Here is a 24,377-nt window from a genome sequence, read left to right as displayed (position 1 = left end):
ACGAATGTACGACACTTTGGAGGGGCAACTCGCCTTCGCCTATCTGCGCATCAGCGACGATAAAGAAGGCCAGGAGCTTGGCGTCCAGCGCCAGGAAGAAGACATCAGGAAACTCGCCGCGCAACTCGGCGTGACGTTGGTGCGCATCTACTGCGACAACGATAGGTCTGCCAGCACCAACACCAACGACCACCGGCCGGACTACGAAGACATGATGGGTCAACTTGCCGTTGGCCCGGTTCGGATCGTCCTCGCCTACACCAAGGCTCGTTTGACTCGTAAGCCGGAAGAGAACGAGCGGCAGATCAAGCTCGCTCGAACCTGCGGGGCCCAGTACATCTATGTGCGCGGTCAGGCGCTCGACCTCTCAGTGTCGGCGAACCGCAAGATGGACCGCATCCAGAACGCACTAGATGCAGGCGTAGCTGAAGACATCCAAGAACTCGCCCTCCGCAAGAAGCTCCAGAACGCCCGCGAGGGTAAGTGGGACGGCGGTGTACGCACCTTCGGGTACGGCGAAGCCATCGGGTACGACCCGGTGAAACAGAAAGAGATCATCGACCCGTACGCGGTGCGGGCCCACGAGATCGCCGCACTCCACGAGGGCAAGCGCCGCACGCTGGCCGGTGACAATCAGTTCGTCTGCGTTCAGAGTTGGAACGCTCAAGGTATCTTGACCACGCGGGCGGGCCAGAAGACCACCTACAAGGGCAAGGTCTCGATCTGCGACGGCCGTTGGGACGTCGGCAAGTTCAAGCGCACGCTACTCAAAGAGAGTTACGTGCAGTTTGATCCGACCGGTCATCCAACAGACTGCCCCTGCCTCAAGAACCCGGAGACCGGTGGTACACGGGTTCACAAGGATGAGCGGCACCGCGCTAAGTGGCCGTACGTCTTCACCCGCGCCGAGCACGACGCCATGAAGGCCATGTTCGACGGCCGCGAAAAGTTCTGGGTGAACAAGGGCAGCGTCCGAGGGCGCACCTACCTCTTGAGTGGCTTCACTGAGTGTGGCGGCACGTGGCGTGACACCGAGAAGCAGGGCCAATACTGCGGCGGACCGATGTACGGCCAGGGCAAGACCTATCCGCTCGCGGACGGAACCACAAAGTACCAACGGCGCTACGCCTGCAAGAAATGGGCCAAGGATGGCAGCCGCGCGGGATGCTGCTCGGTCTTCCGCATCGCTGATGCCGTGGAAGCGTTCGTCACGCAGCAGGTGCTGTACCGCTTCGACTCACCCGACATCCTGGGCGCTCTGGTTCCGGCGGACAACGAGCTACGCATGGCCGAAGTGGTCCAAGAACTCAGCGAGCTACAGACCCGCCGTGAACTGCTGGCTACTGAGTACGCCCAAGGCGAGCACGAAAAAGCGGACTACCAGGTGATGCGGAAGACGGTCACCGACAAGATGGCGGCGCTCGACACCGAGAAGAAACAGCTCATGAGTGCCAAAGCGAAGAGCTTGGCCGTACCGACTGACGGCGGCCTCCGTGAGGTCTGGGACAGCGCAAGCATTGAATGGCGCTCAAGCGTCGTCAGGCTTGTGGTCGAGAAGGTTGTGATCCATCCGGGGAAGCCTGGCGGGCAACGTTGGCCGGATAAGGACGGCTGGGTGTTTGACCCTGACCTGATTGAGATTGTCTGGCTCCACTGACCAACACCTGAAGTCGGGCAATAGTGCCGGGGTCCTGCACCTTTAGCGGGACCCCGCTTTTTTGTGTCGACCGCTTGAGCCGGTCTAAATCTTGGCTAGTCATCAGCGAAAACTCAATTAATTACCATTTAATTGTATCAGTCCTGTTCGACACTTTGAAGACTGAAAGGAGTTGTCGGCATGGCATACGTGACAAGGCGCGTCAGTGACCTGTCTGGCACGGAGGGCGCGGAATCTGATTTTGCAGCCCTCACCGTTCGCCGGTACCCGGGCCTTGAAAAGCCCGTTCAACTGGACGTGACGCCGGACGAGATCAAGGAGCTCAAAGACAACGAGGAAATCGTAACCGTCGAAGTCAAGCGACCCGGCAGCAATGAATCCGAACTCGTCTACATGCTACGCGACGACTTCGACGCGCTTGCACCTAAAGACAATATGGCCGAACTGCTCGGGCAGGCTCGCGGCACTCGTGGCCGTCGGCCTGGAACCAGGGTCAACGGCAACGGCGGCTGAGGCGTAGTCACCAAAAAGCCCGTGCTTCTCGCTACCACTGCGGTAGTGGGAAGCACGGGCAGTCTTCAGCCCTCGGGGTGTGTGCGAACCCCGTGTGGCTGGTGTGTGGTGACTCCTACGCCTGAACCGTCGTTGACCTCTGAGAACGGACGTCTGAACGCGGGCACAACTACCCGCAGAAGGGAGGTTCTTCTGATGGAACTATCCGCAAGAGACATGGAGGTGGTGCGGTTTGTTGGTCGGTTCTACCAACTTACTGCCAACCACATTGCAACGCTGGTTTTCCCGGAGACCACAGCGACGCCAGTCGATAGAACGCTGGCACGACTTGTCCGCGCCGAAGCGCTAAGTCGCATCGGACGACGGGCAGCCGGGCCACAGGGTGGTGCTGGGGCTTACGTCTACCAACTCGGCCCACGTGGTTGGTGGCTTCTTCAGCGTGAGGGCCGGTACCGGCCGTATCGCGCAATCAAACCTCACATGCTGAAGGTGGCAGACGTGTACGTCGACCTTGTTGTCGCTGAACGGCAAGGAGGGATCAAGATTCTGCACGCCGAGCTGGAACAACCTATTGGCAACGCCCGGCCAGACCTGACCGTGGAACTCGGACTCGTACAGCAGCGCCAGAGGACGAGCTATGCCATCGAGGTGGACCTCGGCTCCGAGAAGCCCCGAATCATCGCGGCCAAGTGCGCGGCGTACATTGAGGCGTTCCGTCGTGGCCTGCGTGACCCGTTCCCTTATGTGCTCTTACTGGTGCCGGATGAGTGGCGGAAGTCCGAGGTATCTCGGGTGCTTGGCCGGCTGACCGAAGGACGGGAGGTTTTCAGCATGGGACTGTTCGCTGAGCTATCTGCCAGATTCACGGCTACTACCTGATGCTCAGGCTTGCCTCAGTCTTTCCAGATAGCATTGACCTGCATATAAGGGGGGTTCATAATAGGACGCAATGAACGAAGAGCAGCAGAACCAACTATTAGAGAAAATCGATAAACGCATAGCCGAACGGTTGGCGGAGCAGTCGAAGCAAATCGACAAGCGATTTGATGACGTTGACAAGCGGCTAGATCGACAGGATGAAGATTTCGCAGAAATATCCACGCACTTGAACGCACGGATAGACGGCCTTGAAGAGAAGCTCGACACTAAAGCAGACAAAGAGCGTGTCTACGCGTCCCTTGATGCCATTATGAACCGGCTCGGTCACGATGAGGCTGAGCGCGCTGCTGTTACCTCGCAGGTTGACCGGCACGAAACAATGCTTCAGAAGGTCGCTCGTAGGTTGGGTTTGAACTAGTGGGCTAGCCATCGGAGCGGTTAGCTGATATAAGATATGGCCATGCAGACGCGCCAGGCCATTCAGAACCTTCAAGACCTCAAGCAGGAAGCCGAAACAGAGGGATTGAATCTAAAGCAACCAAGTAAGTTCGCCTCATGGAAGGGAAAGGTGCAGTCAGTTCTCACGAAGTCACTTGGTGCGGATCATCACTTGACTCACGGGTTTGCAAAGAATCGCTATTCTCTATCTGTTGCCTCGTCTGACACGCCACAGAGTCACTGGGACAATGCTTTCCTTAGTGGAGTAAATCGCGCTACGGGAATTATCGATGCGGCGATCTTCGAACTTCAACAAGCTGGCACCAGCGATGACGCAGTGGACGAGACGGCATTTGACCCTGACCTCTGGGCACATGTGCAGACACATGTGCAGAACGAAGACTGGTCGGCTGTGGCAAGCCAAACGGCCATCTTCGTGGAAGACCGCGTACGTCAATGGTGCGGCGACCCAAAAGGTAAGGACGGGCAAACGCTCGTTGGTAAAGGGCTATTCGCTAAGGTCTTTGCTAACGACGGACAGTTCCGGCTCGGCAAGGAAGCCGGAGAGTGGGAAGGATGGCGAGGGCTTGGCATGGGATTCACGCAGGCGCTTGGCAATGTCGATCGCCACAACATTCAAAAGCGTACCGACGCAAAACGGTACGCTTTTGGTGTATTGGGTCTCGGTAGCTTGGTCCTTACGCAGCTTCGTTATCAGCACGGTGAGGATCTGAACATCGAGGGTTAGACCTCTGAGCTTGCAGCCTGACGGCCAAATCGACGGCAACGATGCCAAGCATCCTGCGTCGTCGGCAGTCCTGCAACTTCCCATCCATCTCTGATATCCGCTCAGCGGCAGTTCCTTGAGTATTGATGGTAAGGAAGAGGTCTCGGGTTCGAATCCCGATCGTGGCTCCAGATAGAAACGATGTAGCTTGATCTACGACTTTGTTGATCTGACGGCTAAATTGACGGCTACTGTTGCCGTCAGTCCCGCTCGCAGACTCTCCAGGACTCTCCTGGGGAGTTTTTGTTTTGGGCATGAGCCGTGCGAAAGCAGCTTCTAGGGCGCCTACGGCCTTCCGGCGTGAGTCCATGCTTCCGTGTTGGTACACCTGCTGAGTCACAGAAACGTGTGAGTGGCCGAGGATGAGCTGAGCCTCACGGGCAGGCACTCCAAGGTCCTTGAGCAGTGTAGCGGCGGTGTGTCGAAGAGCATGAAGCTTGATTATCCGTATCCCATTGCGCTTACAAAGCCGTTGGAAGCTGAGAACAAAGTTCCTTGGTTCAATCGGCGTGCCAATGTTGGTCGTGAACACTAGGTCGTGGTCCGGCGACTTCGGCTGTGCTCCCTCGTACTCGCGTATCGCTGCTTGAGCCAAGCCGACCAGTGGAAGGTCACGTCTTCCGGCCTGTGTCTTCACTGGACCTTGTAGAAGCTCTCTGCCTACGCGCTGCAACTGCTGTCGTATGTGCAGTACGTTCTTCGCAGTGTCGATGTCCTGCCAGCGCAGACCGAGCACCTCGCCGCGGCGCAGGCCGTAGAGCATGAGCAGCAAGAACGCGGCGTAGAGGCGGTGTGAGCGGGCCACAGCAAGAAACTGAGTGGCCTCGGTGATACTCCAGGGTTCAACCTCCCGAGAATTAAGCGTTGGTAGCTCGATCAGTCGGGCTGGGTTCCGAGTGGTGATCTCTTCGCGTTCAGCACGGGTCAGCGCAGCGCTAAGTACCTTGCGAACAACGTGGACCTTCGAGATCGAGTGGCCCTCGGCGAGCAGCTGGTTAACGAAGCGCTGTAGGACGGGGACGGACAGCTTATTGATCGGCTGGTTGCCGAGACCCGGTTTCAAGTACAGCCGGACGATGGTCTCGCACTGGGCGTATGTCGCTGGGCGACGGTTGGGCTTGACGACCTCGGCCAACCAGTAGTCCAGGTAGCTACTGAGCTTCCAGGACTTGTCTGCTGCCGGGATGCCCTGGTCGTTCTTAGCCTTGGCTCCGGTGAGCTTCTTGTGTGCCTCGGCGCGGGTCGCGCCGTAGACGCGGACCCGCTTGCGTACGCCGCTCGTGGTGAGGACGTAAACGGCACCTTCCCAGCGTCCATCCTTGCGCTGGTACAGCGTGCCCTCGCCGTTGGAGTGACGGCGAGCCATCAGGCCATGGACTCCTGCTGAAGTTGCTGAACAAGAGCCGCAAGAGCCTCGGCGGTGATGAGCCGCCTTCTACCGATCTGAACCGTGGCCAGCCGGCGCGAGCGGATCAAGTCGTAGAGCTTCCACTTGCTGATCCGCAGTTTCTCCGATGCCTCCTTGATTGTCAGGAGCGCAGGTTCATCGGAGTGGTGGTTCTGTGTATGAGTTTCTATATTTCCTCCGATCTAGGGCGTACGCCCTGTTTCTATGCTTACACCCCATGCTGAGTTTGGGCTTGCGTGTAGTTGAGTGAGTAACTTAGAAGGGCGAACTGAACAGAGTTTTTTCGGCAAGGAAAAAGGCTAGAGCGAAGCCAAAGCCTACCGCGGCCAGAATGACTGCCTTATTTGATTGCGGCTCGTGTCGGCGATGGCTGTGGAAGATGAGCCAAGCTCCGTAGAGTCCCACGACGATCCCCACTAAGGGCAATAAGTCAAAGGCTACGGTTAAAAACGTGCTAGTAGTTGGAGCGTCTGAACCAAGTTTCATTTGCGTCCTCCTGTGATTAATTACTTCAAGGTGAAAGCCGGTAGCAGATAAGTAATCTGCTACCGGTGGAGGAACTACACGTAATCCGTGTTTGTGTCGTTCCAGACCCAACCGCCGTCATAGAAGGTTGCTCGAACCTTCTTATGGGGCGAGTAGATCATGGGGGTCCAGTAGGTTCCTCCGGTCCCGATGGGCACATACCGGGACTGCTCGTAGCCAGTTTCCTGGTGAGCGTAGAGGCCGCCTTGCGGGCTCAATTTCTTGCCGGTTTTGTAGACGATCAAACGCGCCCAGTTGGTCTTGCAAGTCGGGGACCAGCGGAGCTGAAGGCTCGCTACCTCATCGGCGACCTCGGATACGGTAACTGCATCTGCTGCACAACCCGAATCTGCCGGGTCCTGTCCTGAGCAGTAGTCGCCATAGCAACTTACCGTCTGCGCCCCTGTTGCTTGAGCGGGAAGAACAACGGACGCTGCCGTCATCATCCCGGTGGCTAGAGCGACGCCAATTCCTCGGCGAAGCCCCTTCTTGATTGCCACGAAGTGCACTCCTTCATGTGTGGTTTTGGTGCGTGAATCGCAATTGTGGTTGAGCGATCCTAATTGAATAAAACACAACGTGATCTTGGGGTCAAGGTTTTAAATTCGTGCAAACCTAAGAAATAGCCGTAGTGGTTGCGGCTAAACCTTGCAAGGTTGGTGCAAAAAGGCGGAGCGGTCTTCAGCCGCTCCGCCCCAAGACTCAAACCACCTTATGCCCAGTGTTTAACGCACTGGGCTTTTTCCATTCACCACCCCTGCACACCAGCATCTAACTCGTGATACAGGTTCGTCATGGCCGTAACGCCCACCCCAAGCTCTCTGAGCGATTCTTTGAGGTGTTCTCGAATCTGCTCGACCGTCCGAGCAATCGTGTCGGCACTCATCGAGTCACTGGTCATTGGTTCCAGCCGCTCGGCCTGGTTGGCTAGATGCGTCAGTTCACCGAAGGCCGCGTGTACTTCGGCCTCGGATTCCAGAATGAATCGCTGGAGTTCTGGTAGGTCGGCTGTCATCACGGTGTCCATTCCTGCGCACCGACACGAGGCCGCTTTGGTGGTGTTGGTTCGGGCGCGATGGTCCGGCTGGCAATCTCGGCCAACACCTCGTCACGTGGTCGGCCGTAGCGGTTGGTTGCCCGTTCCCATGCTTGGTCGGCCAAACCAAAGCCCGAGAAGGGCTGGGCTGTCCGGCCGGTCATTGGTGGACTGACTCCGTCACCGGTGACCAGTCGGGTCATCACCTCGTACGCCGCCAGGTTCATGAAGTCGTCTTCGGTCACGGCCTTGCCAAACTCGCGGGCGAAGGCGTACGCGTCATCGCGGGTGGTCTGGAAGACCACCTTGCTCCGGGCGTTGGCCATGACGGCCGCCTTCATCTCACGCGGCAGTTGGTCGAGGTGTTGGTGTGCCAGCACCATCCCGAGCCCGAACCCCCGAGCCTGGGCGAGCATCGACTCAGGGCTGATGGGGAGCTGCAAGAAGTCCTGGAACTCATCGACGTACAGGAAGGTCGGTTGACGGCCGCGACCTCGGCGCACGGCTTGCCACAACGCGTTAATGAGCAACGTCCCGGTAAGACTGGCGGTCTCTTGCCCGAGGCCGGCGAGGTTGACCAGCAGAATCTTGTTCTGCCCGATCACATCCCGCATCTGGAAGCTTGAACGCGTCTGACCAATGATGTTCCGGATCTCCGGCCGGGCGTTGAGCTGCCAGATGCGATCCAGCACCGGTTGAACGACTCGCTCCTGCTGGGGCTGCGGGAAGGCATTGAAGCGGTCCCAGAAGTGGCGCAGCTCCGGCTCTTGGACGCTACGGATCAAGTTGTCGCGCCAGCGCTGTTCACCGGGACTCCGCGGAGCGAGGAGTGCCGTCAGGTCTACGAAGGCGCGGCCGGCTCGGCTGGTCAGCGTGGACAAACCGAAGTACAAGACCTCCCTTGTGTAGACGCCTCTCGTCTCTCGGTAGAGGTGCTCGAAGAGCGCCCCGATCTCCTCGACGACAGCCCGCGGGTTGGTTTGGTCAAGCACGTTGAAGCCCACCGGCCGTGAAGTGTCGGTGACATCAAGCACCACCAGGTCGTCGAACCTGTGCCTCGGAACCGTGTCGAGGACGCCGTGGAACAGGTCGCCCTTGCTCTCGATGACCACCACGCCGTGCCCAGCCGCGATGTCATGTGCAGCCAGATTGGTTAGCAAGGTCGTCTTGCCTACACCCGTCGGCCCGATGACGTGAAGATGCTTCAGACCATCCGTTGCGCTGGTAGCCAACGGCCTTTCGGAGCCTGGGAAGTTGGAGAACGCGACCACCCGACCGATGCGCGGTACGGAACCGCTCGGGGGAAGCTGCCGGGTGCGTCCGGCTGGTAGTCCGGCGACATGCGGAGCACCGAGGGGCCAGGCAAGAAGTCCGGCCAGTTCCGTTGCCGCGAGCTGCGCTGGAAAGGCGAGGGGAGCGCGAGCGCCTGCCACGTCATCCCGAAGCCGTCCACTTAACCGGCGACGCTGGCGAAACCGAGTCGTCGCGCTCCTGGTGCTGCCGAGCGCAGTAGTGATCCGGCCTACCAGATGCTCGGCGCGTGCATCGGTCTTGGCCTTGGACGCGACGCGCAGGGCTGCAAGGAAGTTGGCCTCACTGAGCTTCTTGCGCTGCTCTTCGATGTCCTCGGCGGCCAGGCCCACGGCCACCTCACCCAGAAGTCGCGCCGTCTTGGCTCTTGTGGCCGGCTGACTCTTGGTTGGTGGCCTCTTCGGGACGGCCGCGGTGACGACCAATTGCGCGAGCACTGCCTCGCCGGGGCCGAGCTGCTGGACGCTCGCCAGCAATGTGGCGGCAAGTGCGGCTGGCTTCGGGATGTTCAGGAGTCGGTCGGGCGAGGTCTGCCCCAACTCGACCACCCAGCTCCACTCGTGTGTAGGTGGAGCTTCCTCGGGAGTGACCACCGTGCCCGGCAACAAGGTGCGCAGTTCACTCGCGATCAGGTCGGCGTGCGCGGCTGGAGCCTTCAGGCGGTAGGTGATGCCGCGCTCGGTGGCGAGCATCTCGAAGGCCAGGGTGTTCACCCCGAAAATGCCGAACGGTCCCGTCCGCAGTGAGCCGCTGATCCCTTGAAGCCACGACGTCACTTGCTCGGCGCTAAGGTCGGGCGGAAAAAGGAGTGTGTAGGCACGGCGGCTGTTGTCTCGTTCAGATTGCTTGGCTACTCGCATGAACCACAGTCCAGATAAAACCAGTAGGGGCGTCGCGAAGGCGACTACGAAGAAGGGGCCCATACCTGAAGATTGTGGTAGAGGCCCCTGAAAATTTGCTGCTTACCGGCGTCGGTAGACCAGCACGCCGAAGATGGTCACCAGCACGAGCAGGGTTGCTGCGGCGCTGATGACGTACGGGATAACAGGTTCGATTGACCACCACAGGACGCGAACACCGAACGCGAACCCAATGACTAATGCGAGGTAGCGGCGAGCTTTGTTCATGTCGCTACCTCCGTGAGCTTGTGTAGCTGGCGGAGCGACCTCCTGTAGAGCCTCCAGATTGCTCGGGAGGCTCGCCAAAGTCGCCACTCCAATATGGACTCGCAAGCGAGCCGCTTGAAGGCGTCCACTCTTCAATTAAGCCATTCGCGCTTCGAGTTCATTACTGGTGTAGCTGCTGCGGCTGCACGCTGAGTTGCCTGTTCAAAGAAGCTGACACAAGCCTGACCCATGACCTGTGCACGGAAAGGTTCGCCGCCGGAAAGCTCCAGTGCTGTATCAACGAGGGCGTTGAACAGATGTAGCGACTGATCCAAGAGCGCACGCTGTCCTGCCGTACGTGCGGCGATAACTGCATCTCGGTTGGCTTCAGCACGGAGTAGACGCCGTGTTGCGAAAGTCAGTTCCGAGGACGGCACGACAGCTTCAGGACTGCCCGCATCTACGGAGCTGCGCGGGAACTCCCGGCCTTCATGGATGCGACGGATTTCTGGCATGACAAATCCCTAAAGACGTGGCTGCAAGAGCGCTCGTGGTCGAGCGCTGGCCGCAGCAAATAACCGCCTGCCACCCGGTGCAAGGTCTCATGCGTCCAAATGAGGTACGTCCATAGGAAGTCATATCAGCTTCTTCGGATGGAGGTATGACCGCACGTATTGCCCGCGCCAGGGGTTTTGGCTGGTCAGACCCTCCATCTGTCATTGACACTCAGACAAAATGATCTTTATATAAAAGAGCAGTCTCTTTGGATCAAGACGTTTGGAGTCACCTATGACCGCACTCTTCGATGACCCGAGCAGCCCGTACCGCCGAGAGGACTTCAACCCGGCCATCGCTGGTCCCCGGGCCGAGAGCCTTCTGAATCTCGCCGTGGTCCATGAAACGTGCAAGGCGGATCTCTTCGCCACTGCACGCAAGTTGGAATCGAATATCGCTGGACGTGGTATGCCGGAGGTCGAAGGACTCATGGAGGCGGCAGTCCGTCGGTATGCCGAGCGCACAGATGCGCGCTACCGTGAAGCGGTAGGCCGCTCATAACAACAAATATCCCCGCGCTCATAGTTGCGGGGATTTCTTTTTAAAGCTGGTATGGTTGGCTCCGATCCAGTCCAACTCCACGGAGGGCGACCCTAATGCGATACGAGCGTGATCTACAGAGCAAGCTTGAGCAGAGGTATAGCCGTATCTACGGGGCGGACTATAACGCGTTTCGGAATGCGGTTCAGTATTTTCGAGACTTCATTCAAGGGACTCCTGCGCTAAGGGCTATTACCGAAAATCTGGAGAATACCAATATTGACGTCGATCCCGACGTGTGGGTCGGCGAGAAGTTCAGTATGCGTACTTATTCTTGGCCCGAAACGGAGTCGGGGCAGGCGAAGATTGTATGGCGACTCGTAAATCGGTGGGCAGACGGAGAGGACCCCTATGCTCTGGGAGACTCTTTTTCTTCTGACAACAACTTGAACTACGTCCTACGGGACATGACGGACCAGACAATCCGCCTGTTTGTGGAGTACCTCGTGGAACAACTTGGTTCCGCGAGCCAAGTCCTCTACATGCTGGAACGCTTCAAGCGTCGTGTTGAGTGGTTTGACCAGGCCGAGCTGTACGCGAAGTACGAGGCTGACACCAAGCACGGCGAAGACGGCTACGACACCCACCTCCGCAAGTTCCTCTTTGATCAGGGCATCGACTATCCGTTCTCGCAGCCGAAGTCCGCTTCGGGACAAGTGGACGTCGTGGCTGGGTTGGATGGTGACGACCCGTTGGTCTGTGAGGTCAAGCTGTATGACCCCTCAAGAAGCGGCTACGGGGTTCCGTATGTAGCCAAAGGCTTCAGGCAAGCGCTCGACTACGCGCACGACTACGGCAAGAGCGTTGCTCACCTGGTGACATTCAACCTGAGCGGCCAGGGGCTCCAGATGCCCACAGATGAAGGGTCGAAGCCATGGCCCCCACGTCTCCACGTTGAAGGCGTCACCGTGTACCTGGTGACTGTCAACGCCAAGCCACGCCCGTCTGCGAGTCAAAGGGGAAGGGCTACACCTCGAATCGTGACACGGGATGAGCTGGTGAACCTGCGCGAGGACCGGTCAGACGGCAGCTGATCGCTCCTCGCGCAGGCGGGCACCATCCCTATTGCCCGTGACCCGCCCTCTGTGGCCGGCGCGTGGTTGGTCGGAGCGTTCATGCGCGCCACGGACCAGCCTCACGCCCGAGCTGCCATCGGTAGCGCTGCACCCGCACGAACTCGGAACCTCCTTCGAGCACCGCCCGTACCTCTTGAACGCTGACGGCCGGCTCGTCGGGAAAGTGGTTGTAGATCAGCTCGCGTACTTCGGCGGCCAGTACCGGCTGAGTCTGCCGAGCCAAGGCAATGGCAACCTGCTGGCGGAGCGTCGGCCTAGAAGGGGCGGCGAGGATCACGTCACGCAGGCCCGCAATGCCCTGTTGTTCTTGTGCCTGGTCGACCGCCAGTTGGTTGGCGATGCCTTCGATGATCTGCCACGTGATCTCAGCGGTCACCTTGCGGCGGTCTGGCTTCTGGAGAAGAAGGGCACACCCGCCCAGTGCGATGCCAGCAAGAAGCCACGGAGGCACACCCATCCTGCGGCCGGTGGCAGTGAACAGTTCTGCTGCAAGTCGGAAGGGTAGGGCGGCCACCGTCATGGTGGCGGTCTGCCCTTCGACACCTTCAGCGATGTCCACAGCGAAGGCGGCAGCCTTACGCCACTCCTTCGGAGCTAGGCCCGGCTTCTTGAGGTGCCTGTCTTCTGAGAACACAACGCACGGTGCGATGAGCTTGGCGAGCAAGCCGGTTGGTACGTCGTCGGGGTCCGTGATGGCGAGGACTTGTGGGTCGGGGGCGTCTATGCCAGACACGGTGACGAACCGAAGCGCCGGAAGGTAGTCCTCCTCGAAGCGCTCAAACAGCGGAGCGAGAGGCACCTTGCAGCGCTCGGCGAAGCGGGGAAGCCGCTCGTACATCTCGCGATAGACGTGGTCCGCAGCGAACAAGACAGCTGAGCCTGTATCGCTCATCCTCAACAGCCGCGACCGGTGCCCGTGACGGCAGTCGTTCTCGATGCTGCTCATCAGGGCGTTGGTGTCTACGACGCCGACCAGGTGCGGTGCACCTGAACTGAAGGGATCAAGTGGCGTACGTCTAGCGGGAAGTTCGGGCTGACTGTCCGTCATGCAGAGATGGTAGATGAGAACCGTCTGAGGCTCGCAAGGCTTTTCCTAATGGCGGCTACGTTCGTTCGTAGGGGACGCCCTTTGCGTGGAGTAGAGCGGCAACTCTGTCGCTGTAACTAGTGTGCACTGCGAGCATCAAGAGTTCCTCTGCCCGGGAGCCAGCGACGTACAGAACTCGTCGGGCCTCAGTGTCGAGATCACTCTCCCAAGCATCTAGCACCTCTTCGGTGGCTTTACTCTTCGGCGCTTCGGGGATGATGAGCACCACTCCGGGGAACTCCAGGCCCTTGACGCCGTGGACAGTCGAATAGGGAATCAGCGGACTCTGTCGGAGATGCACAATGCCTCCCCAAGCCTTCTCTGAAGGAGCCTTGTACATGGAGCCGATAGCCCGCGCCGTGGGTGGATCGAGATGATGCCAGTCGACGGCTTTTAGGACGTTGCGCACTTCCTCGGCGAAAGCATCTCGCGTTTTGTCCGCGGCATCCAATGAGATCGATATGCGAACTGCGAACTCGCGCAGCCATCGTGCCTCAATGCCGAGTTCCTCACGGATGAGGTCGAATCCCTTATGCCCCGTCTTTGTGTCGGCTGTAAGCAACCTCAAGGTGGAGCGCTCAACTTTCTCAAGAGCCTTGAGCCGTGCGCGGGCATCAAAATCTGTTGACCTGAGCTTGAAACCGGCATCTGCGATTTCGAGAACCTTACTAGTGCCGCTCTCAACATCAACGACTCCTGCGGCTTTCATGCTGTGGGCCTCGGCATGCGAAAGAACTATCAAATCAGTAGCGGCGAGCTTGTACTTCTCAGCGATGCGTAGCACCGCAGGTGCTATCTCATCAAGCTTCGAGAACTCCAGTACATGCACTGGTGTCGAAAGCGTCGCATTCTTGCCGCTTGATGCCTCAACAAGGGGGCCTGAGCGCAGTCCGTTATTGAAGGCAGAGATGGCCGGAGAGCTACGGAAGTTATCTCGCAGCTCAAGCTGAACTGGGAGGGCTTTCGCGAACTCGCTGACTGCTTGGGGCGTCGCGCTGCGAAACTCGTAGATGGATTGGTCAATATCGCCAACCATAACGACACGAACGCCGCATGATCGAAGAAAGCCAAGCACGAGAAGCTCTTCTTCTCCGCAGTCTTGGGCTTCGTCAACGATGACTTCGGAGAAGCGTGCCGCTAGGAGTGGACCAATAGCCTGCCGTGCTTTGGGATCCCTAACCCATACACCCGCGAGAATTCTACCTGCCTCGCAAGTGACAGTTCCCGCCCTGATAAGGTGTCCGAAGCGGTCGGAAGCCTCATCCTCGGCTTGCACCTTCAAGGACATCAGTGTCTCAGTTTGGACTTTTCCAAAGCGCTGAGGGATTTTCGCGAGACGCGCGCGCCCATTCAGGTCGAAATCAAACCAACCCATTTGGATTGGTTCAGATCCGGGGATGAGGTCTCGCTGATTTGGGCCAAGCAAGCGAAAGCTGCCGGTTGGCGCGTCCTTCCAAGACTGAACGTATCGCGGCGGCTTCTTATAATGCTTGGTGTAGAGGGGCGTGACGATGAAGCGATGGAGGAAGGAATCGAAGGTGCCTACGAAGTTTGGTGCCCTCAATGCTTCATTGTCGCTTCCGCATCGGCGGCGTACCTCATCGACTGCTGCATTGGTGAAGGAGATTAGCCCAATTCCCTTACGCGGCTCTTCGGCGGTACGCTTCAGGAAGCGAGTCACCATGGCTCGTGTCTTCCCTGCACCGGGACAAGCAACAGCGAAAAGGCTGTCCGTGGCGTTCACGAGGGCCTTCTGGTCCTCTGATAGGTCGATCGTGGTCAAACCTTCGTCCCATCCGTTCCACTCTCTAGCGCGCCACGGATGGCTTCGGCTAGGTATTCGGGAGATTCAAAAGATTTTCCATCCTCGATAGCCAAGGCGACGTCATGCGCAAATTCACCCTTGCTTATGAACTTGTCGTACTTGCAGAGCTTCTGGTAGAACCCGAAAGACCTGCCTTTGCTGTGCTGCAAGATGTCTTTCCAGTGGTGTTCGGACTGGGGGTGCTGCTCAAGATATGCACTCTTTAGGACCGGCTCGTTCTTGTCCGGACCAAGCAGATCTGCTTCCAGAGTGTGAGGTGCCTCCGCGACGAAAAGGTAATCAGCCGCGCCAATGGACTCGGCGTGCCTGACAAGCAAATCCTTCCGGTTGCTTACTCTGGTCCGGTTCTCGGCACGCTCGTCGTTTTGCGTTTCATCCTCCGCGGGAGACTGTTCCGCTCCACTCTCAGGTTGTTCTCCCGCACTTTCTTCCTTCTTCTTTTTCTTAGGGAGCTCCGGATCTGGATCTCGATCAGTGACGACTGTAAGTCGATCCAGAAGGCGGCAGCCGTTGACAGACGAAAGAAGTAGCGTGATGTAGGGCGCAAAGTCGACACTGCCGACGTTAACTATGGTGACACCGTGAAAGGCCCGACGTTGTCTAACATGCTCAGAGTTTTGGTCGTCGCCAAACACGCAGTGACGTGCGATCACAGGAAGAAGCACGGCCTCTGCGATGCCCTCAACCAAGATGACACGCCGGGCAAACAGTAGGCCGGCCCGCGTCGCATCTAGGTATTGATTAATCTTGCGTCGCTCGTTGGAGGCCAAGTTCAGTTGCGCAAGAGGTAGCGCTTGAGTCTTCCTGCGGTCAATGTTCTGCTCTTTACCTTCGTCGTCCTCTTCTTGCTCGGTTTCGACCTTGGTCCGCAGAGCTACGACATTTTCAATCCCGACGCTGCTCGCCAGGTTGGGTGAGTGCGTCGTAGCAACGACCTGAATTCGCCCCGCAGGTCCCTCCAAGTCGTCTTTGGTCGATGCCTTGGACTGCTCACGCAGGTATTCGAGGAGAACGGCCTGCAACTGTGGGTGTAGGTGCGCTTCCGGCTCTTCGACAAGAAACAGAGTCAGCTCGAACTCCCGAGCCTTACGCAGCTCCAGGATGACCGTCGCGATAAACAGCAGGTTCGCATACCCAAGGCCAGACTCGATGAGATCAGCAGGGTCGATACCTTTCTCCGCCATCTTTACCCGCAAGCTACGAGTCAGTCGCCCCAGCTCATAGTCAGCAAAGGTCACCTCCACAGTCTGGCTGCGCACGGAGTCGGTGAGCTTTCCTAGATGGTCTTGGATCTCATCCTTGGCGGTGGTGAGAACGCCATGGTTCTTGAGATCCTTAAATGACTTGTTGGCGCTTTTAACGAAGTCTTCCTGTTGTTCACCAGTGGTGAGGTGCTGAATAATCCTGAGAAGACGCTGGCTATCTGACGAGTCCAACTCTCTCTGCGCATCTCGCAAAGGCGCGAGGTATACATGTGCGATCTGATCGCGCTTATTAGATTCGGCTTCAGGGCCACCCACAGGTCCAGCTGTCACGCTGGGTCGCATTTGATTTCGAGCGGGATCTTCCTTGTAGGTAGTGGTGTAGATTGCCTGATTGGAGTCGATATTCAGCGCCGTGATGTAATGTGCTCGCTGCGACTCTGTCAGTCCGTCGTAGACGGCTTGGAACTCTGCTTCCTCATCTTTCCTGCCATGCGACAGGTCGGTCTTTTCAAACCAGCGAGTAGCTCGACGGTTCAGGGGTGCCGTGGCAAGTCTCAATGCCTCGATCACGTTCGACTTGCCGGAATTGTTCTCTCCGACTAGGAGTGTGATGTCGGGCTGAAAATCAATCCCAATGTCGTAGCAAGAACGGAAGTTCTTGACCTGTAGACGCCGGAGATACATCCCCGCATTAGAGACTTGAGCACTCACAAATATTTCCCCGTTTATCTTTGCCGTCTATTTTAAACGAAAGTCGACCTTCGCACCATGTGTCACACAAAGAACCCCCGTGCACCTTGCCACACAACTCCCGCGCTGCGCAGGTGAACTGACGGGTAATACGACTACACCCCCGCTCTTTCGAACGGGGGTGCGATTGCTCGTTCTGGGCTGTCTTTGATCGAGCCGACCAACCTTCAGCCGGCCACGCTTACGGGGCTCCGCCGTTCATAGAGTCACCTCCTTCGGTCGAGGGTTGTCACCATCAGGCGGTCGAGCAGTGCTTGACGCGCCTGAAGTTCAACTGGGCCCCACGGCGCCCGGATGCCCGCTGGCAACAAGAGGGGGCGGTGCGGCGGGTCATCAGACGGCAGTTCTGTCGACGTCTCCAAGGGCAACTCAGCCCAGACGATCTTGCCGCCGACGTTTGGTCGGTAGACGCCCCACTGCTTGGCGAGCAACTCGACAAGCAACAACCCTCGGCCGCTGGTGGCGTTGAAGTCGGGGTTCTGCCGTACGGGCGTCTCCGGTGTCCGATCCCAGACTTCGGCGTACAAGCTGCCGTCGAAGACTCGAAGCTGCATCCCGATGACGTGCTCGGCCTTGATCTGCCACGGCTTCGGGTCGGGGTCGGTGATGCCGCTGGCTTTGATCGCGTTCGTCACCAGCTCGGACATCATGAGCGTGGCGCTCTCCTCGTGCTCCAAGAGCTGCCAGCGCTTCAAGGTGAAGCGGACGAACATCCGGGATGAGGCCACGGCCGTAGGTACAGCGGTCAACCGAAGCGAGGCGGCGAGCAGTGGAACCGGCTCGACTGTGTTGGCGTTCAAGAGGCGACGCTCCTCTGTTCTACCGAGGAGCCCTGAACCACCCAAAGCCGAGCGCCAATCTCGCGCTCGATGTGGTCGCGCATGGCTGCTTGCAGACCAGGCAGGCGGGCGAAGTGCCATAGAGACGGCACGATCACATGGCGGACGTCGGTGGTCTTGAGGGCGTCAACCAAGCCGAAGAACGCCGATTCCTCGTCGGCCCGCAGCCGTTCGATGAACAGCCGCTCCAAGGTGAAGCCCTCGCGGCTGGCGTGCGCTGCCAACTCTCTTTGGATTGCCTCGTTTTCGTCCTTGTCGTCATCGCGCGCGAGCTGGCGCATGTAACCGAACATCGCGGGGGGCATCCGTTCCTCCGGGGGTGGGAACGGTTGGCGAGCAGAGGCGGGGGAAGCTCTCCACTCGCCAACCTGCTTGCCAGAGAAGCGGTTTGACCTGCGCAAAGACCACAGCAAAGGTGCCGCACGAATGACGCATCGGTGCGGCATTGGGTGGTCTGGCCTGCACAGATGACCTACGTACCGCTACGGTGGTAGCTCGCCCCGTAACCGGAGGGATGGGCGATGGCAGCGAAGCGCATACGTTTCGCTCAACGTCGCAAATCGGCAGGCTGGACACAAGAGAGTCTTGCCGAGTTTCTAGGCGTCGAGCGGTCCACGGTAGGTCGCTGGGAGAGTGCCGACACAGAGCCTCAAGCGTATATACGGCCAAAACTGGCGCGTGCGCTCAAGGTGAGTCGGGACGAACTTCAGGCGCTCCTCGACGACATCGTGGTCACGGACACCAGCTCGCGCGACCGCATGACTTATGTGCTGGAGAACCCAGCGTCCGCGGACCTAGTGGTAGTCGCTTACCTCCACGAGCGGCTGCGACAACTGGATGAGTCGTACGACCAACAGTCTTCGACGAGCCTCCTTGGTCGAGCTGGTCAGCTACACGGGCAGGTGCGCTTTCTCCGGGAGAACGCTGGGAGTCCTCGTGTCCGCCGCGCGCTGTATGAAGTCGAGGCCGATTCTGCGACCTTCATGGGCCAGTTGGTCTGGGACGTCAGCCAACGCCGGGACCACGTGGCGCCCCTTGGGTACTTCGAGGAGGCGGTATCGGCAGCAAGACATGCCCATGATCCGTCCACCGAGTCGTACGCCACACTCCGGATGAGCTTCGTCGCGCTGTACGGGGAGAAGAACGCGGCCCACGGAGTGACGCTCGCCGAGCAGGCCGCCGAGGTGGCCAAGCTGGTCAGTCCGTCGCTCACGGGCTTAAGTCTTCTGCACGTCGCCGAGGGGCACGCCATGACTGGCGCGCTCACCGAGTGCGAGGACGCCCTGAAAAAGGCCGAGGCTCAGTTCGACCGGGCGCACCCGGATGATGTGGCCGCTCCGTATTACACCGTGAACGAGTTCAACCGGCTCGCCGGCTCGTGCTACTTGTTCCTCGGACTTCCCGAGCGGGCCGAGCCCATCTTGCGGATGACTTCACGGGCGCTCGCCGCCAAGAAGAAGAGTCAGGCCATCGCGCTCGGCAACCTGACCTTGGCGCTCATTCGTCAGCGGAAGCTCGACGAGGCCGCCGCAACCATGCACCGGACGATTGATGCCGTCGAGCTGACTCGCGGTGGCGGTGGTCTTAACCTGGCCTTCTCTGCTGGCCGGGAGCTGCGGCGGTGGAGGGCCGAACCATGGGCGCAGGAGATTAACGACCGTCTGCTCGCCCTGATGTAGAAGGGCGGGGCGTGAACATCGACGAGGCCAAGCAGGCCGTACGCGAGCGAGTGTGGCGACGACTGATTGACGGTGGTGGCGCACCGGCCGACTCGTACGGCAAGATCCCCGGGTTCTACGGGGCGGAGGCGACGGCGGAACGACTTGCCGGTCTGGACGAGTGGCGCGAGGCGTCAACGATCAAGGCCAACCCCGACTGGGCGCAGCTGCCCGTGCGCGTCCGCGCCTTGAAGGATGGCAAGCGCGTCTACATGGCCGTGCCGAAGATGGCGAACCCCAAGCCCTTCTACTTGCTCGACCCCAAGACGCTCACCGTCTCCGCTGAGGAGGCCGCCGAGAAGAAGGGCGCGGCTCAGGTGGCCATCCAGGTCGGTGTGGATGAGGTGCGACCTATCGACATCGTGGTCTGCGGCAGCGTGGCCGTGAACCGCTCCGGTGCTCGGATCGGCAAGGGTGCCGGGTACTCCGACCTTGAAGTTGCCCTTCTCATCGAGGCCGGCCACGTCACCGAGAAGACGGTCATCGTCGCGCCGGTGCACCAACTCCAGGTCATCGAGGAAGACATCCCCGAGACGGAGCACGACTTCTCTGTGGACTACATCGTCACGCCCGACGAGGTGATCCCGTGCAGTGGCCGTCGTCGCCCGCGCGGGTTGGTCTGGGAAGACCTCACACCCGAGAAGATCGCGGCTATCCCGGTGCTGACGGAGCGTCGGCCGTCGTAGTTCGGTAGTCGGTTCAGCGCGGCGCTAGGGCGCCGCATGGAAGGGGTAGGACATGGCACAACGGTTGGTGGCCTGGAATGAGCTCGGCAGCCGCTTCATGCCCGAAACGCATGGAGAGGCGGTATCGATGAGCCTTGACTATGCGTCATTGGTGCATGAACAGCCCAAACTTGCCGAAGCGCTCGGACGCGGCCGCATCGTGTCTCACAACGTCCTCCACTATGGCTACGGCGTGTTGTTCACGTTCGTCGTAGAGGACTGACGCTACTGAAGTGATCGGCCCCCGGCTGCTGTAGCTCCCTCTCGATCCAACTGCCCCGCAACAGATGATCTTTACCGCAACAGAAGCGACAACCGGGGCCAGGCGGACGAAAGTTATCCGTTCATACCGTAGTCACAGAGAGTGCTAATATCTGGCGGAACACAACGACGTGTGACAGGTAGGTCCTCTGTGGGCTACGAGATAGATTTCCTCCCGGTTGGGGACGAGTCGAGCGGTGGCGATGCCATCGCTCTTCGTTACGGCAACCTCTACGGTCCGCGCAGCGAGCAGACCGTGATCGTTATTGACGGCGGCTATCGCGCCGCTGGTGAAGCGCTCGTCGAGCACATCCGGGAGCACTACGACACCGGCATTGTGGATCTTGCCGTCTCAACGCATCCGGACCAGGACCACATCAGTGGTTTGCGCGTGGTTCTGGAAGAGCTGACCGTCAAGAAGCTCCTCATGCACAAGCCCTGGAGCCATTCGACTGGCATGGCGCGAGCCAAGATGGTCCTCGCTCTCAACGCGCGCGCACTGCGTACAGAACTGAGGGATTCCCTTCAGGGAGCGACCGACCTGGAAGAGGTCGCCAAGGCGCAGGGCGTCCCCATTGAGGAACCGTTCCTCGACTGGACGAGCGACGACGGCGTCCTCCGGGTGCTTGGGCCAACCGAGGACTACTACCGGGAGTTGCTGGCGGAGATTGTCGAGCCCGCCGCCGAACTTGCCTCCAAGGCGAGCTGGGAAGAGCTCGTGCACAAGCTCCTTGCGGGGACGGTCTATGAAGATCTCGACGTCGAGACGCTGAAGGAGAACGGGGAAACCTCCGCCAAGAACAACACCAGCGCCATCTGCTTGTTGGAGATCGAGGGCCGGAAGCTCCTGTTCACAGGTGATGCTGGGATTCCTGCCCTCAGCCAGGCGCTTGACGTGCTTGAAGCCGACGGCTTCCAGCCTGGCGAGCTGCGGTTTGTTCAGGTGCCGCACCATGGCAGCCGTCGGAATGTGAGTCCGTCCCTCCTCAACCGGCTGCTCGGACCCAAGGGTCAGACGACCGTCATCGGGACGGCCTTCGCATCCGTTCCCAAGAAGAATCCGGAGAACAAGCACCCCGCGAAGAAGACGACGAACGCCTTCCGTCGGCGGGGGTACCCCGTTCACCTGACACAAGGAGTAACCAGGTGTCACTGTCACGACGCTCCTGATCGGGACGGTTACATCACCTCGACCCCCGAGCCGCTTCACACTTCAGTCGAAGACAACGGGGGCTCGTAGGGTGCTCTGGCTGGACGACTACGAGCGCCGGGCGCGACTTGCGCCCGGCCTCCTCGCGCTGCTGCCCGTCAGCGTTGCGCTGGCGGTTCTCGGCCTCAGCAAGGCACCCGTGGTCGTATCGGTTCTCACCGCGCTGTCTCTAGCCGGTGGCCCCGTCGTTCTCGCGGAACTCGTGCGTCACCAAGGTCGGAAGGTTCAAGAGGTGCTCTGGGCTTCATGGGGCGGCTCGCCGACCATCCAGAAGCTCCGACTCCGGCAGGAGGGGCAGAACTCGCTGCAACGGGAGACCTGGCGGAAGGCCGTCTCCTCAGTAACCGGGACCGAGCTGGCTTCGGCCCGCAGTGAGCGGGCGAACCCGATCAAGGCTGACGAGGCGATCGAGGTTGCCGTGGGGCAGGTCCGGAACCTCACGCGAGACGAGACGAAGTTCCCCCTCGTCCGTGCCGAGAACCGAGGGTACGGGTTTCATCGGAACCTCTACGGCATCCGCTGGACCGGCCGAACTACCGCGCTCCTGGTGGTGCTTGGTGTCATCACGTACATGCTGTGGCTCGCGAACGTCGAGCACCAGCACGCGCTCACCCTCGTCAACGTCCTCGCTCTCACCGCGACCGTGGCCTGCCTCGCTATCTGGTGCGTCCTTCCGTCGCAGGTGCGTATGAAGAGCGCGGCCGAAAGGTACGCGTACGAGCTGCTGCAAGCGGCCGTCGTTCTTGCTGCCGAGAAGACTGCTGCCGCTGGAGCGGATCAACAGCAGGCCTAGGCTCGACCTTTAAAACGCCCGACCACTCGCCGTAGGTCGGGCGTTTTTTGCTGCCGTCTGGCGATCAGCTCCGGTGCGCCCTGGACGACCGACACCGACGCCCGACCGAGGGCGCTACAGGGCATCTGACCTGCACTTTTGCCCGGCTCGGAGGCTCGCTCAGGGGCCACTCAGCCGGTAGACTGGCCTCTGCCAGGATGGGTGCATAGCCAGACATTTGACTACTCGGACGTGACCATCCCCGCGTCCCGACGCGCCGATCCCATCGACCGCGCCCGGCACACCACACCGCACATCAGAGCACGCATCCGTGCCCGTACCGCCTTGTACATCTCGACCCCCGTGAGGTTCGGTCCTGTTCGTCTGTCCGTCTGCTGCTCGTCCGCCGGATCACCGGCTGTCGTCCGTCATCGCCCACCTCCTCCCAGCACTCCGCCCGCGAGCCCGATCACGATCGGCAGGACACCGACCGCGATGAACGCGGGCAGGAAGCACAGCCCCACCGGCGCGGTGACCAGCACGGCGGCTCTTCGCGCCCGTGCCGTCGCGGCACGCCCCCAGTCGGCGCGGGCGTCCGCCGCGAGCCCGGCGACCGGGGCGGCGGCGGGCAACCCGGTCACATCGGCGCGTTCCAGCAGCCGCGCCAGCGGTCCGGCCCCCGGCGTCGAGGCGAGCCTCCGCCACGCCTCGCCCGGAGCACCGCCGAGCCGCACCTCCGCCGCCCCGCGCGCCAGGCCCTCCCCGACGGGCCCGCCCAGAGCCTCACCGACGGCCTGTGCCGCGATCACCGGACCGGCGCCGGCCGCGATACAGGCGGCCAGCAGATCGGCGGCGAGCGGGAGTTGCCGCGCCGCCTCGTGGGCGTCCGCCTCCCCGGCACCGGACGCCTCCCGGAGCCGCCACCGCCACAGCCCCACCGCGACGGCCAGCCCGACGGCCACACCGGGGACCCCACCGACCAGCACCCACCCGACGCACCCGGCGCCGGCCACTGGAAGCCACCGCCGCCCGAACTCCCGCCCCCGGAACCGGGAACGGTCCGCTGTGGCCTCGGCGGCCAGCAACTCGCCCAACCGTCGCCGCAGTCTCCGCTCCTGCCGGGCCGCGGCACCCCACCGGACGAGCCAGGCACCGACCACCGCCACGCCCAGGACCACCCCCAGCCTGTGGACAACTTCCGCACTCACGCCGCCTCAGCTCCCCGCACGATCCGCATCGCCCACCACGTCCCGACCCCCTCCAGCACTCCACCGACCACCAGACAGCCCAGCCCGGCCCCCGAGTGCAGCAGCACCCGCAGGGGATCGGCACCGAGGGCGGCCCCGAGGCCGAGGCCCAGGACCGGCAGCGCGGCGAGCATCCACGCGGTGGACCGCGCCCCCGCCAACTGGGCACGCAGATCGGCGCGTTGATCCCGCTCGGCCCGCAGCGCCCCCTCCAGCCGATCGAGCCCGGCGGCCAGCCCCGCCCCCTGGTCGACGGCCACCCGCCAGCAGGCGGCGAGCCCCAGCAGCCCTTCGGCCCCCGGCCGCCGAGCCGCCGCGGCCAGCGCCCCCGGCACATCCCCACCGAACCGAGCCGCCGCCAACACCACAGCCTGCGCCTCCCCGAGCCCACCGCCACCGGGCGCTCCGGACCCCACACCCCCGAACCCGAACCCGAGCCCGCCGACCCCCGGCCCACCGAGCCCCACTCCCCCGGCTCTCCCGGCTCCTAGCCCACCCGAGCCGGTCGTCACCCCACCCCAGGCCGTCCCGGCGCGGGTCCCTTCACCCCCGGCCCCCTCGAAGTCCCGCACCGCCAGCACCAACGCCTCCCCCGGCTGCCGTCCCGCCCGTACCTCCCCCGCGACCGCCCCGCACAGCGCGATCACCGCGTCCGCCCGCCGCTCCCGCACCCGACGCGCCTCCCGAGCCAGCCGCACCCGCCGCAGCAACGGCACCCCGACCGCCCCGGCGATCACCGGCAGCACCGAAGCACCCAGCACCGCCAGCACCAGCCCCACGACCGCCGACAACCACTCGAACCCCAGCCGCTCGCGAACCCGCCGCAGCTCCCCGGCCAGGTGTTGTCCCCAGACCGGCGGCCCCACCCCCACCACCCCGCCGCCCGCGAACAACGCCTGAGCCCGCC

26 protein-coding genes and 1 pseudogene are annotated in these 24,377 nt (G+C 61.0%); 12 read left to right on the top strand and 15 right to left on the bottom strand.

Annotation, left to right across the window (positions count from 1 at the left end; translation table 11 throughout):
• The first annotated feature begins 4 nt into the window (after positions 1-4).
• The 5 genes from H295_RS0141565 to H295_RS46400 all read left to right on the top strand — a co-directional run bounded on the left by H295_RS0141565 (position 5) and on the right by H295_RS46400 (position 4,235).
• Positions 5-1,657, top strand: coding sequence for a recombinase family protein (locus H295_RS0141565; RefSeq protein ID WP_020141283.1), 1,653 nt, complete (start codon positions 5-7; stop codon positions 1,655-1,657).
• 180 nt (positions 1,658-1,837) lie between these two features.
• On the top strand, positions 1,838-2,170 hold the full coding sequence (locus H295_RS0141560; RefSeq protein ID WP_020141282.1) for a hypothetical protein: 333 nt from the start codon (positions 1,838-1,840) through the stop codon (positions 2,168-2,170).
• Positions 2,171-2,365: 195 nt separating this feature from the next.
• Positions 2,366-3,049, top strand: a complete 684-nt coding sequence (locus H295_RS46405) for a replication-relaxation family protein (RefSeq protein ID WP_078616909.1) — start codon at positions 2,366-2,368, stop codon at positions 3,047-3,049.
• Positions 3,050-3,119: 70 nt separating this feature from the next.
• On the top strand, positions 3,120-3,467 hold the full coding sequence (locus tag H295_RS47430) for a hypothetical protein (protein WP_158691137.1): 348 nt from the start codon (positions 3,120-3,122) through the stop codon (positions 3,465-3,467).
• A 42-nt stretch (positions 3,468-3,509) separates the two neighbouring features.
• Positions 3,510-4,235, top strand: a complete 726-nt coding sequence (locus tag H295_RS46400; RefSeq protein WP_234021791.1) for a TIGR02391 family protein — start codon at positions 3,510-3,512, stop codon at positions 4,233-4,235.
• On the opposite strand, the gene H295_RS46395 is transcribed toward H295_RS46400, so the two are convergent.
• From H295_RS46395 to H295_RS47420, 7 genes are all read right to left on the bottom strand, one after another.
• Complete coding sequence (locus H295_RS46395; protein ID WP_078616907.1) at positions 4,186-5,640, bottom strand: tyrosine-type recombinase/integrase; 1,455 nt, start codon at positions 5,638-5,640, stop codon at positions 4,186-4,188. The two genes, H295_RS46400 and H295_RS46395, sit on opposite strands and share 50 nt — an antisense overlap.
• Positions 5,640-5,801 (bottom strand): helix-turn-helix domain-containing protein, encoded by a 162-nt coding sequence (locus H295_RS48310; protein ID WP_267974107.1) that lies wholly within the window; start codon positions 5,799-5,801, stop codon positions 5,640-5,642. The genes H295_RS46395 and H295_RS48310 overlap by 1 nt, the downstream gene beginning before the upstream one ends.
• 441 nt (positions 5,802-6,242) lie before the next feature.
• Positions 6,243-6,707, bottom strand: a complete 465-nt coding sequence (locus H295_RS46385; protein WP_158691136.1) for a DUF2690 domain-containing protein — start codon at positions 6,705-6,707, stop codon at positions 6,243-6,245.
• 248 nt (positions 6,708-6,955) lie between these two features.
• The gene (locus H295_RS0141550) at positions 6,956-7,225 is read right to left on the bottom strand and encodes a hypothetical protein (protein WP_020141280.1); all 270 of its coding nucleotides are present in this window, start codon (positions 7,223-7,225) and stop codon (positions 6,956-6,958) included.
• The gene (locus tag H295_RS0141545; RefSeq protein ID WP_106961077.1) at positions 7,222-9,477 is read right to left on the bottom strand and encodes a type IV secretion system DNA-binding domain-containing protein; all 2,256 of its coding nucleotides are present in this window, start codon (positions 9,475-9,477) and stop codon (positions 7,222-7,224) included. Before H295_RS0141545 ends, H295_RS0141550 begins: the two co-directional genes overlap by 4 nt.
• A 39-nt stretch (positions 9,478-9,516) precedes the next feature.
• Positions 9,517-9,681 (bottom strand): hypothetical protein, encoded by a 165-nt coding sequence (locus H295_RS47425; RefSeq protein ID WP_020141278.1) that lies wholly within the window; start codon positions 9,679-9,681, stop codon positions 9,517-9,519.
• A 131-nt stretch (positions 9,682-9,812) separates the two neighbouring features.
• Positions 9,813-10,175 carry a hypothetical protein gene (locus H295_RS47420; RefSeq protein WP_158691135.1) on the bottom strand — a complete coding sequence of 121 codons (363 nt, stop codon included), beginning with the start codon at positions 10,173-10,175 and terminating at the stop codon, positions 9,813-9,815.
• 274 nt (positions 10,176-10,449) lie between these two features.
• Here H295_RS47420 and H295_RS47415 point away from each other — a divergent pair, with 274 nt between their 5' ends.
• Positions 10,450-10,716, top strand: coding sequence for a hypothetical protein (locus H295_RS47415; protein WP_158691134.1), 267 nt, complete (start codon positions 10,450-10,452; stop codon positions 10,714-10,716).
• 95 nt (positions 10,717-10,811) lie between these two features.
• On the top strand, positions 10,812-11,789 hold the full coding sequence (locus H295_RS47410; protein ID WP_158691133.1) for a hypothetical protein: 978 nt from the start codon (positions 10,812-10,814) through the stop codon (positions 11,787-11,789).
• Between the two features lie 79 nt (positions 11,790-11,868).
• Here H295_RS47410 and H295_RS0141530 read toward each other — a convergent pair whose 3' ends face one another.
• The 5 genes from H295_RS0141530 to H295_RS0141510 form a co-directional block, all read right to left on the bottom strand.
• Positions 11,869-12,879, bottom strand: a complete 1,011-nt coding sequence (locus H295_RS0141530; protein WP_028810227.1) for a hypothetical protein — start codon at positions 12,877-12,879, stop codon at positions 11,869-11,871.
• A 55-nt stretch (positions 12,880-12,934) separates the two neighbouring features.
• Entirely contained in the window at positions 12,935-14,701 is a 1,767-nt protein-coding gene (locus H295_RS46380; RefSeq protein ID WP_078616904.1) for a UvrD-helicase domain-containing protein, read from the bottom strand.
• Positions 14,698-16,659 carry an ATP-dependent nuclease gene (locus H295_RS46375; protein ID WP_199788688.1) on the bottom strand — a complete coding sequence of 654 codons (1,962 nt, stop codon included), beginning with the start codon at positions 16,657-16,659 and terminating at the stop codon, positions 14,698-14,700. Before H295_RS46375 ends, H295_RS46380 begins: the two co-directional genes overlap by 4 nt.
• 245 nt (positions 16,660-16,904) lie before the next feature.
• The gene (locus tag H295_RS44480; protein WP_051135706.1) at positions 16,905-17,498 is read right to left on the bottom strand and encodes an ATP-binding protein; all 594 of its coding nucleotides are present in this window, start codon (positions 17,496-17,498) and stop codon (positions 16,905-16,907) included.
• Positions 17,495-17,818, bottom strand: coding sequence for a hypothetical protein (locus H295_RS0141510; protein ID WP_234021789.1), 324 nt, complete (start codon positions 17,816-17,818; stop codon positions 17,495-17,497). Before H295_RS0141510 ends, H295_RS44480 begins: the two co-directional genes overlap by 4 nt.
• Before the next feature lie 240 nt (positions 17,819-18,058).
• On the opposite strand from H295_RS0141510, the gene H295_RS0141505 reads away from it, so the two are divergent.
• From H295_RS0141505 to H295_RS0141485, 5 genes are all read left to right on the top strand, one after another.
• Positions 18,059-19,216, top strand: a complete 1,158-nt coding sequence (locus H295_RS0141505) for a helix-turn-helix transcriptional regulator (RefSeq protein ID WP_028810226.1) — start codon at positions 18,059-18,061, stop codon at positions 19,214-19,216.
• An 11-nt stretch (positions 19,217-19,227) separates the two neighbouring features.
• The gene (locus H295_RS0141500; protein ID WP_020141270.1) at positions 19,228-19,941 is read left to right on the top strand and encodes a 5-formyltetrahydrofolate cyclo-ligase; all 714 of its coding nucleotides are present in this window, start codon (positions 19,228-19,230) and stop codon (positions 19,939-19,941) included.
• Between the two features lie 52 nt (positions 19,942-19,993).
• Positions 19,994-20,203, top strand: coding sequence for a hypothetical protein (locus H295_RS0141495; RefSeq protein ID WP_020141269.1), 210 nt, complete (start codon positions 19,994-19,996; stop codon positions 20,201-20,203).
• Positions 20,204-20,392: 189 nt separating this feature from the next.
• The gene (locus H295_RS0141490; RefSeq protein WP_020141268.1) at positions 20,393-21,481 is read left to right on the top strand and encodes a ComEC/Rec2 family competence protein; all 1,089 of its coding nucleotides are present in this window, start codon (positions 20,393-20,395) and stop codon (positions 21,479-21,481) included.
• 1 nt (position 21,482) lies between these two features.
• The gene (locus H295_RS0141485; RefSeq protein WP_020141267.1) at positions 21,483-22,244 is read left to right on the top strand and encodes a hypothetical protein; all 762 of its coding nucleotides are present in this window, start codon (positions 21,483-21,485) and stop codon (positions 22,242-22,244) included.
• Positions 22,245-22,468: 224 nt separating this feature from the next.
• On the opposite strand, the pseudogene H295_RS48305 reads toward H295_RS0141485, so the two are convergent.
• From H295_RS48305 to H295_RS46370, 3 genes and pseudogenes are all read right to left on the bottom strand, one after another.
• Positions 22,469-22,576, bottom strand: a pseudogene (locus H295_RS48305) (DUF4244 domain-containing protein); the annotation flags it as partial.
• A 75-nt stretch (positions 22,577-22,651) separates the two neighbouring features.
• Entirely contained in the window at positions 22,652-23,431 is a 780-nt protein-coding gene (locus H295_RS0141480) for a type II secretion system F family protein (RefSeq protein WP_028810225.1), read from the bottom strand.
• A complete protein-coding gene (locus H295_RS46370; RefSeq protein WP_078616911.1) occupies positions 23,428-24,363 on the bottom strand; it encodes a type II secretion system F family protein in 936 nt (311 codons plus the stop codon). The genes H295_RS0141480 and H295_RS46370 overlap by 4 nt, the downstream gene beginning before the upstream one ends.
• Between the last annotated feature and the right edge of the window lie 14 nt (positions 24,364-24,377).

This window comes from Streptomyces sp. 351MFTsu5.1 (assembly GCF_000383655.1).
Classification (GTDB): domain Bacteria; phylum Actinomycetota; class Actinomycetes; order Streptomycetales; family Streptomycetaceae; genus Streptomyces; species Streptomyces griseorubiginosus.
Note: the sequence above shows the minus strand (reverse complement) of the source record. Positions and strands in the feature narration are given on the sequence as shown.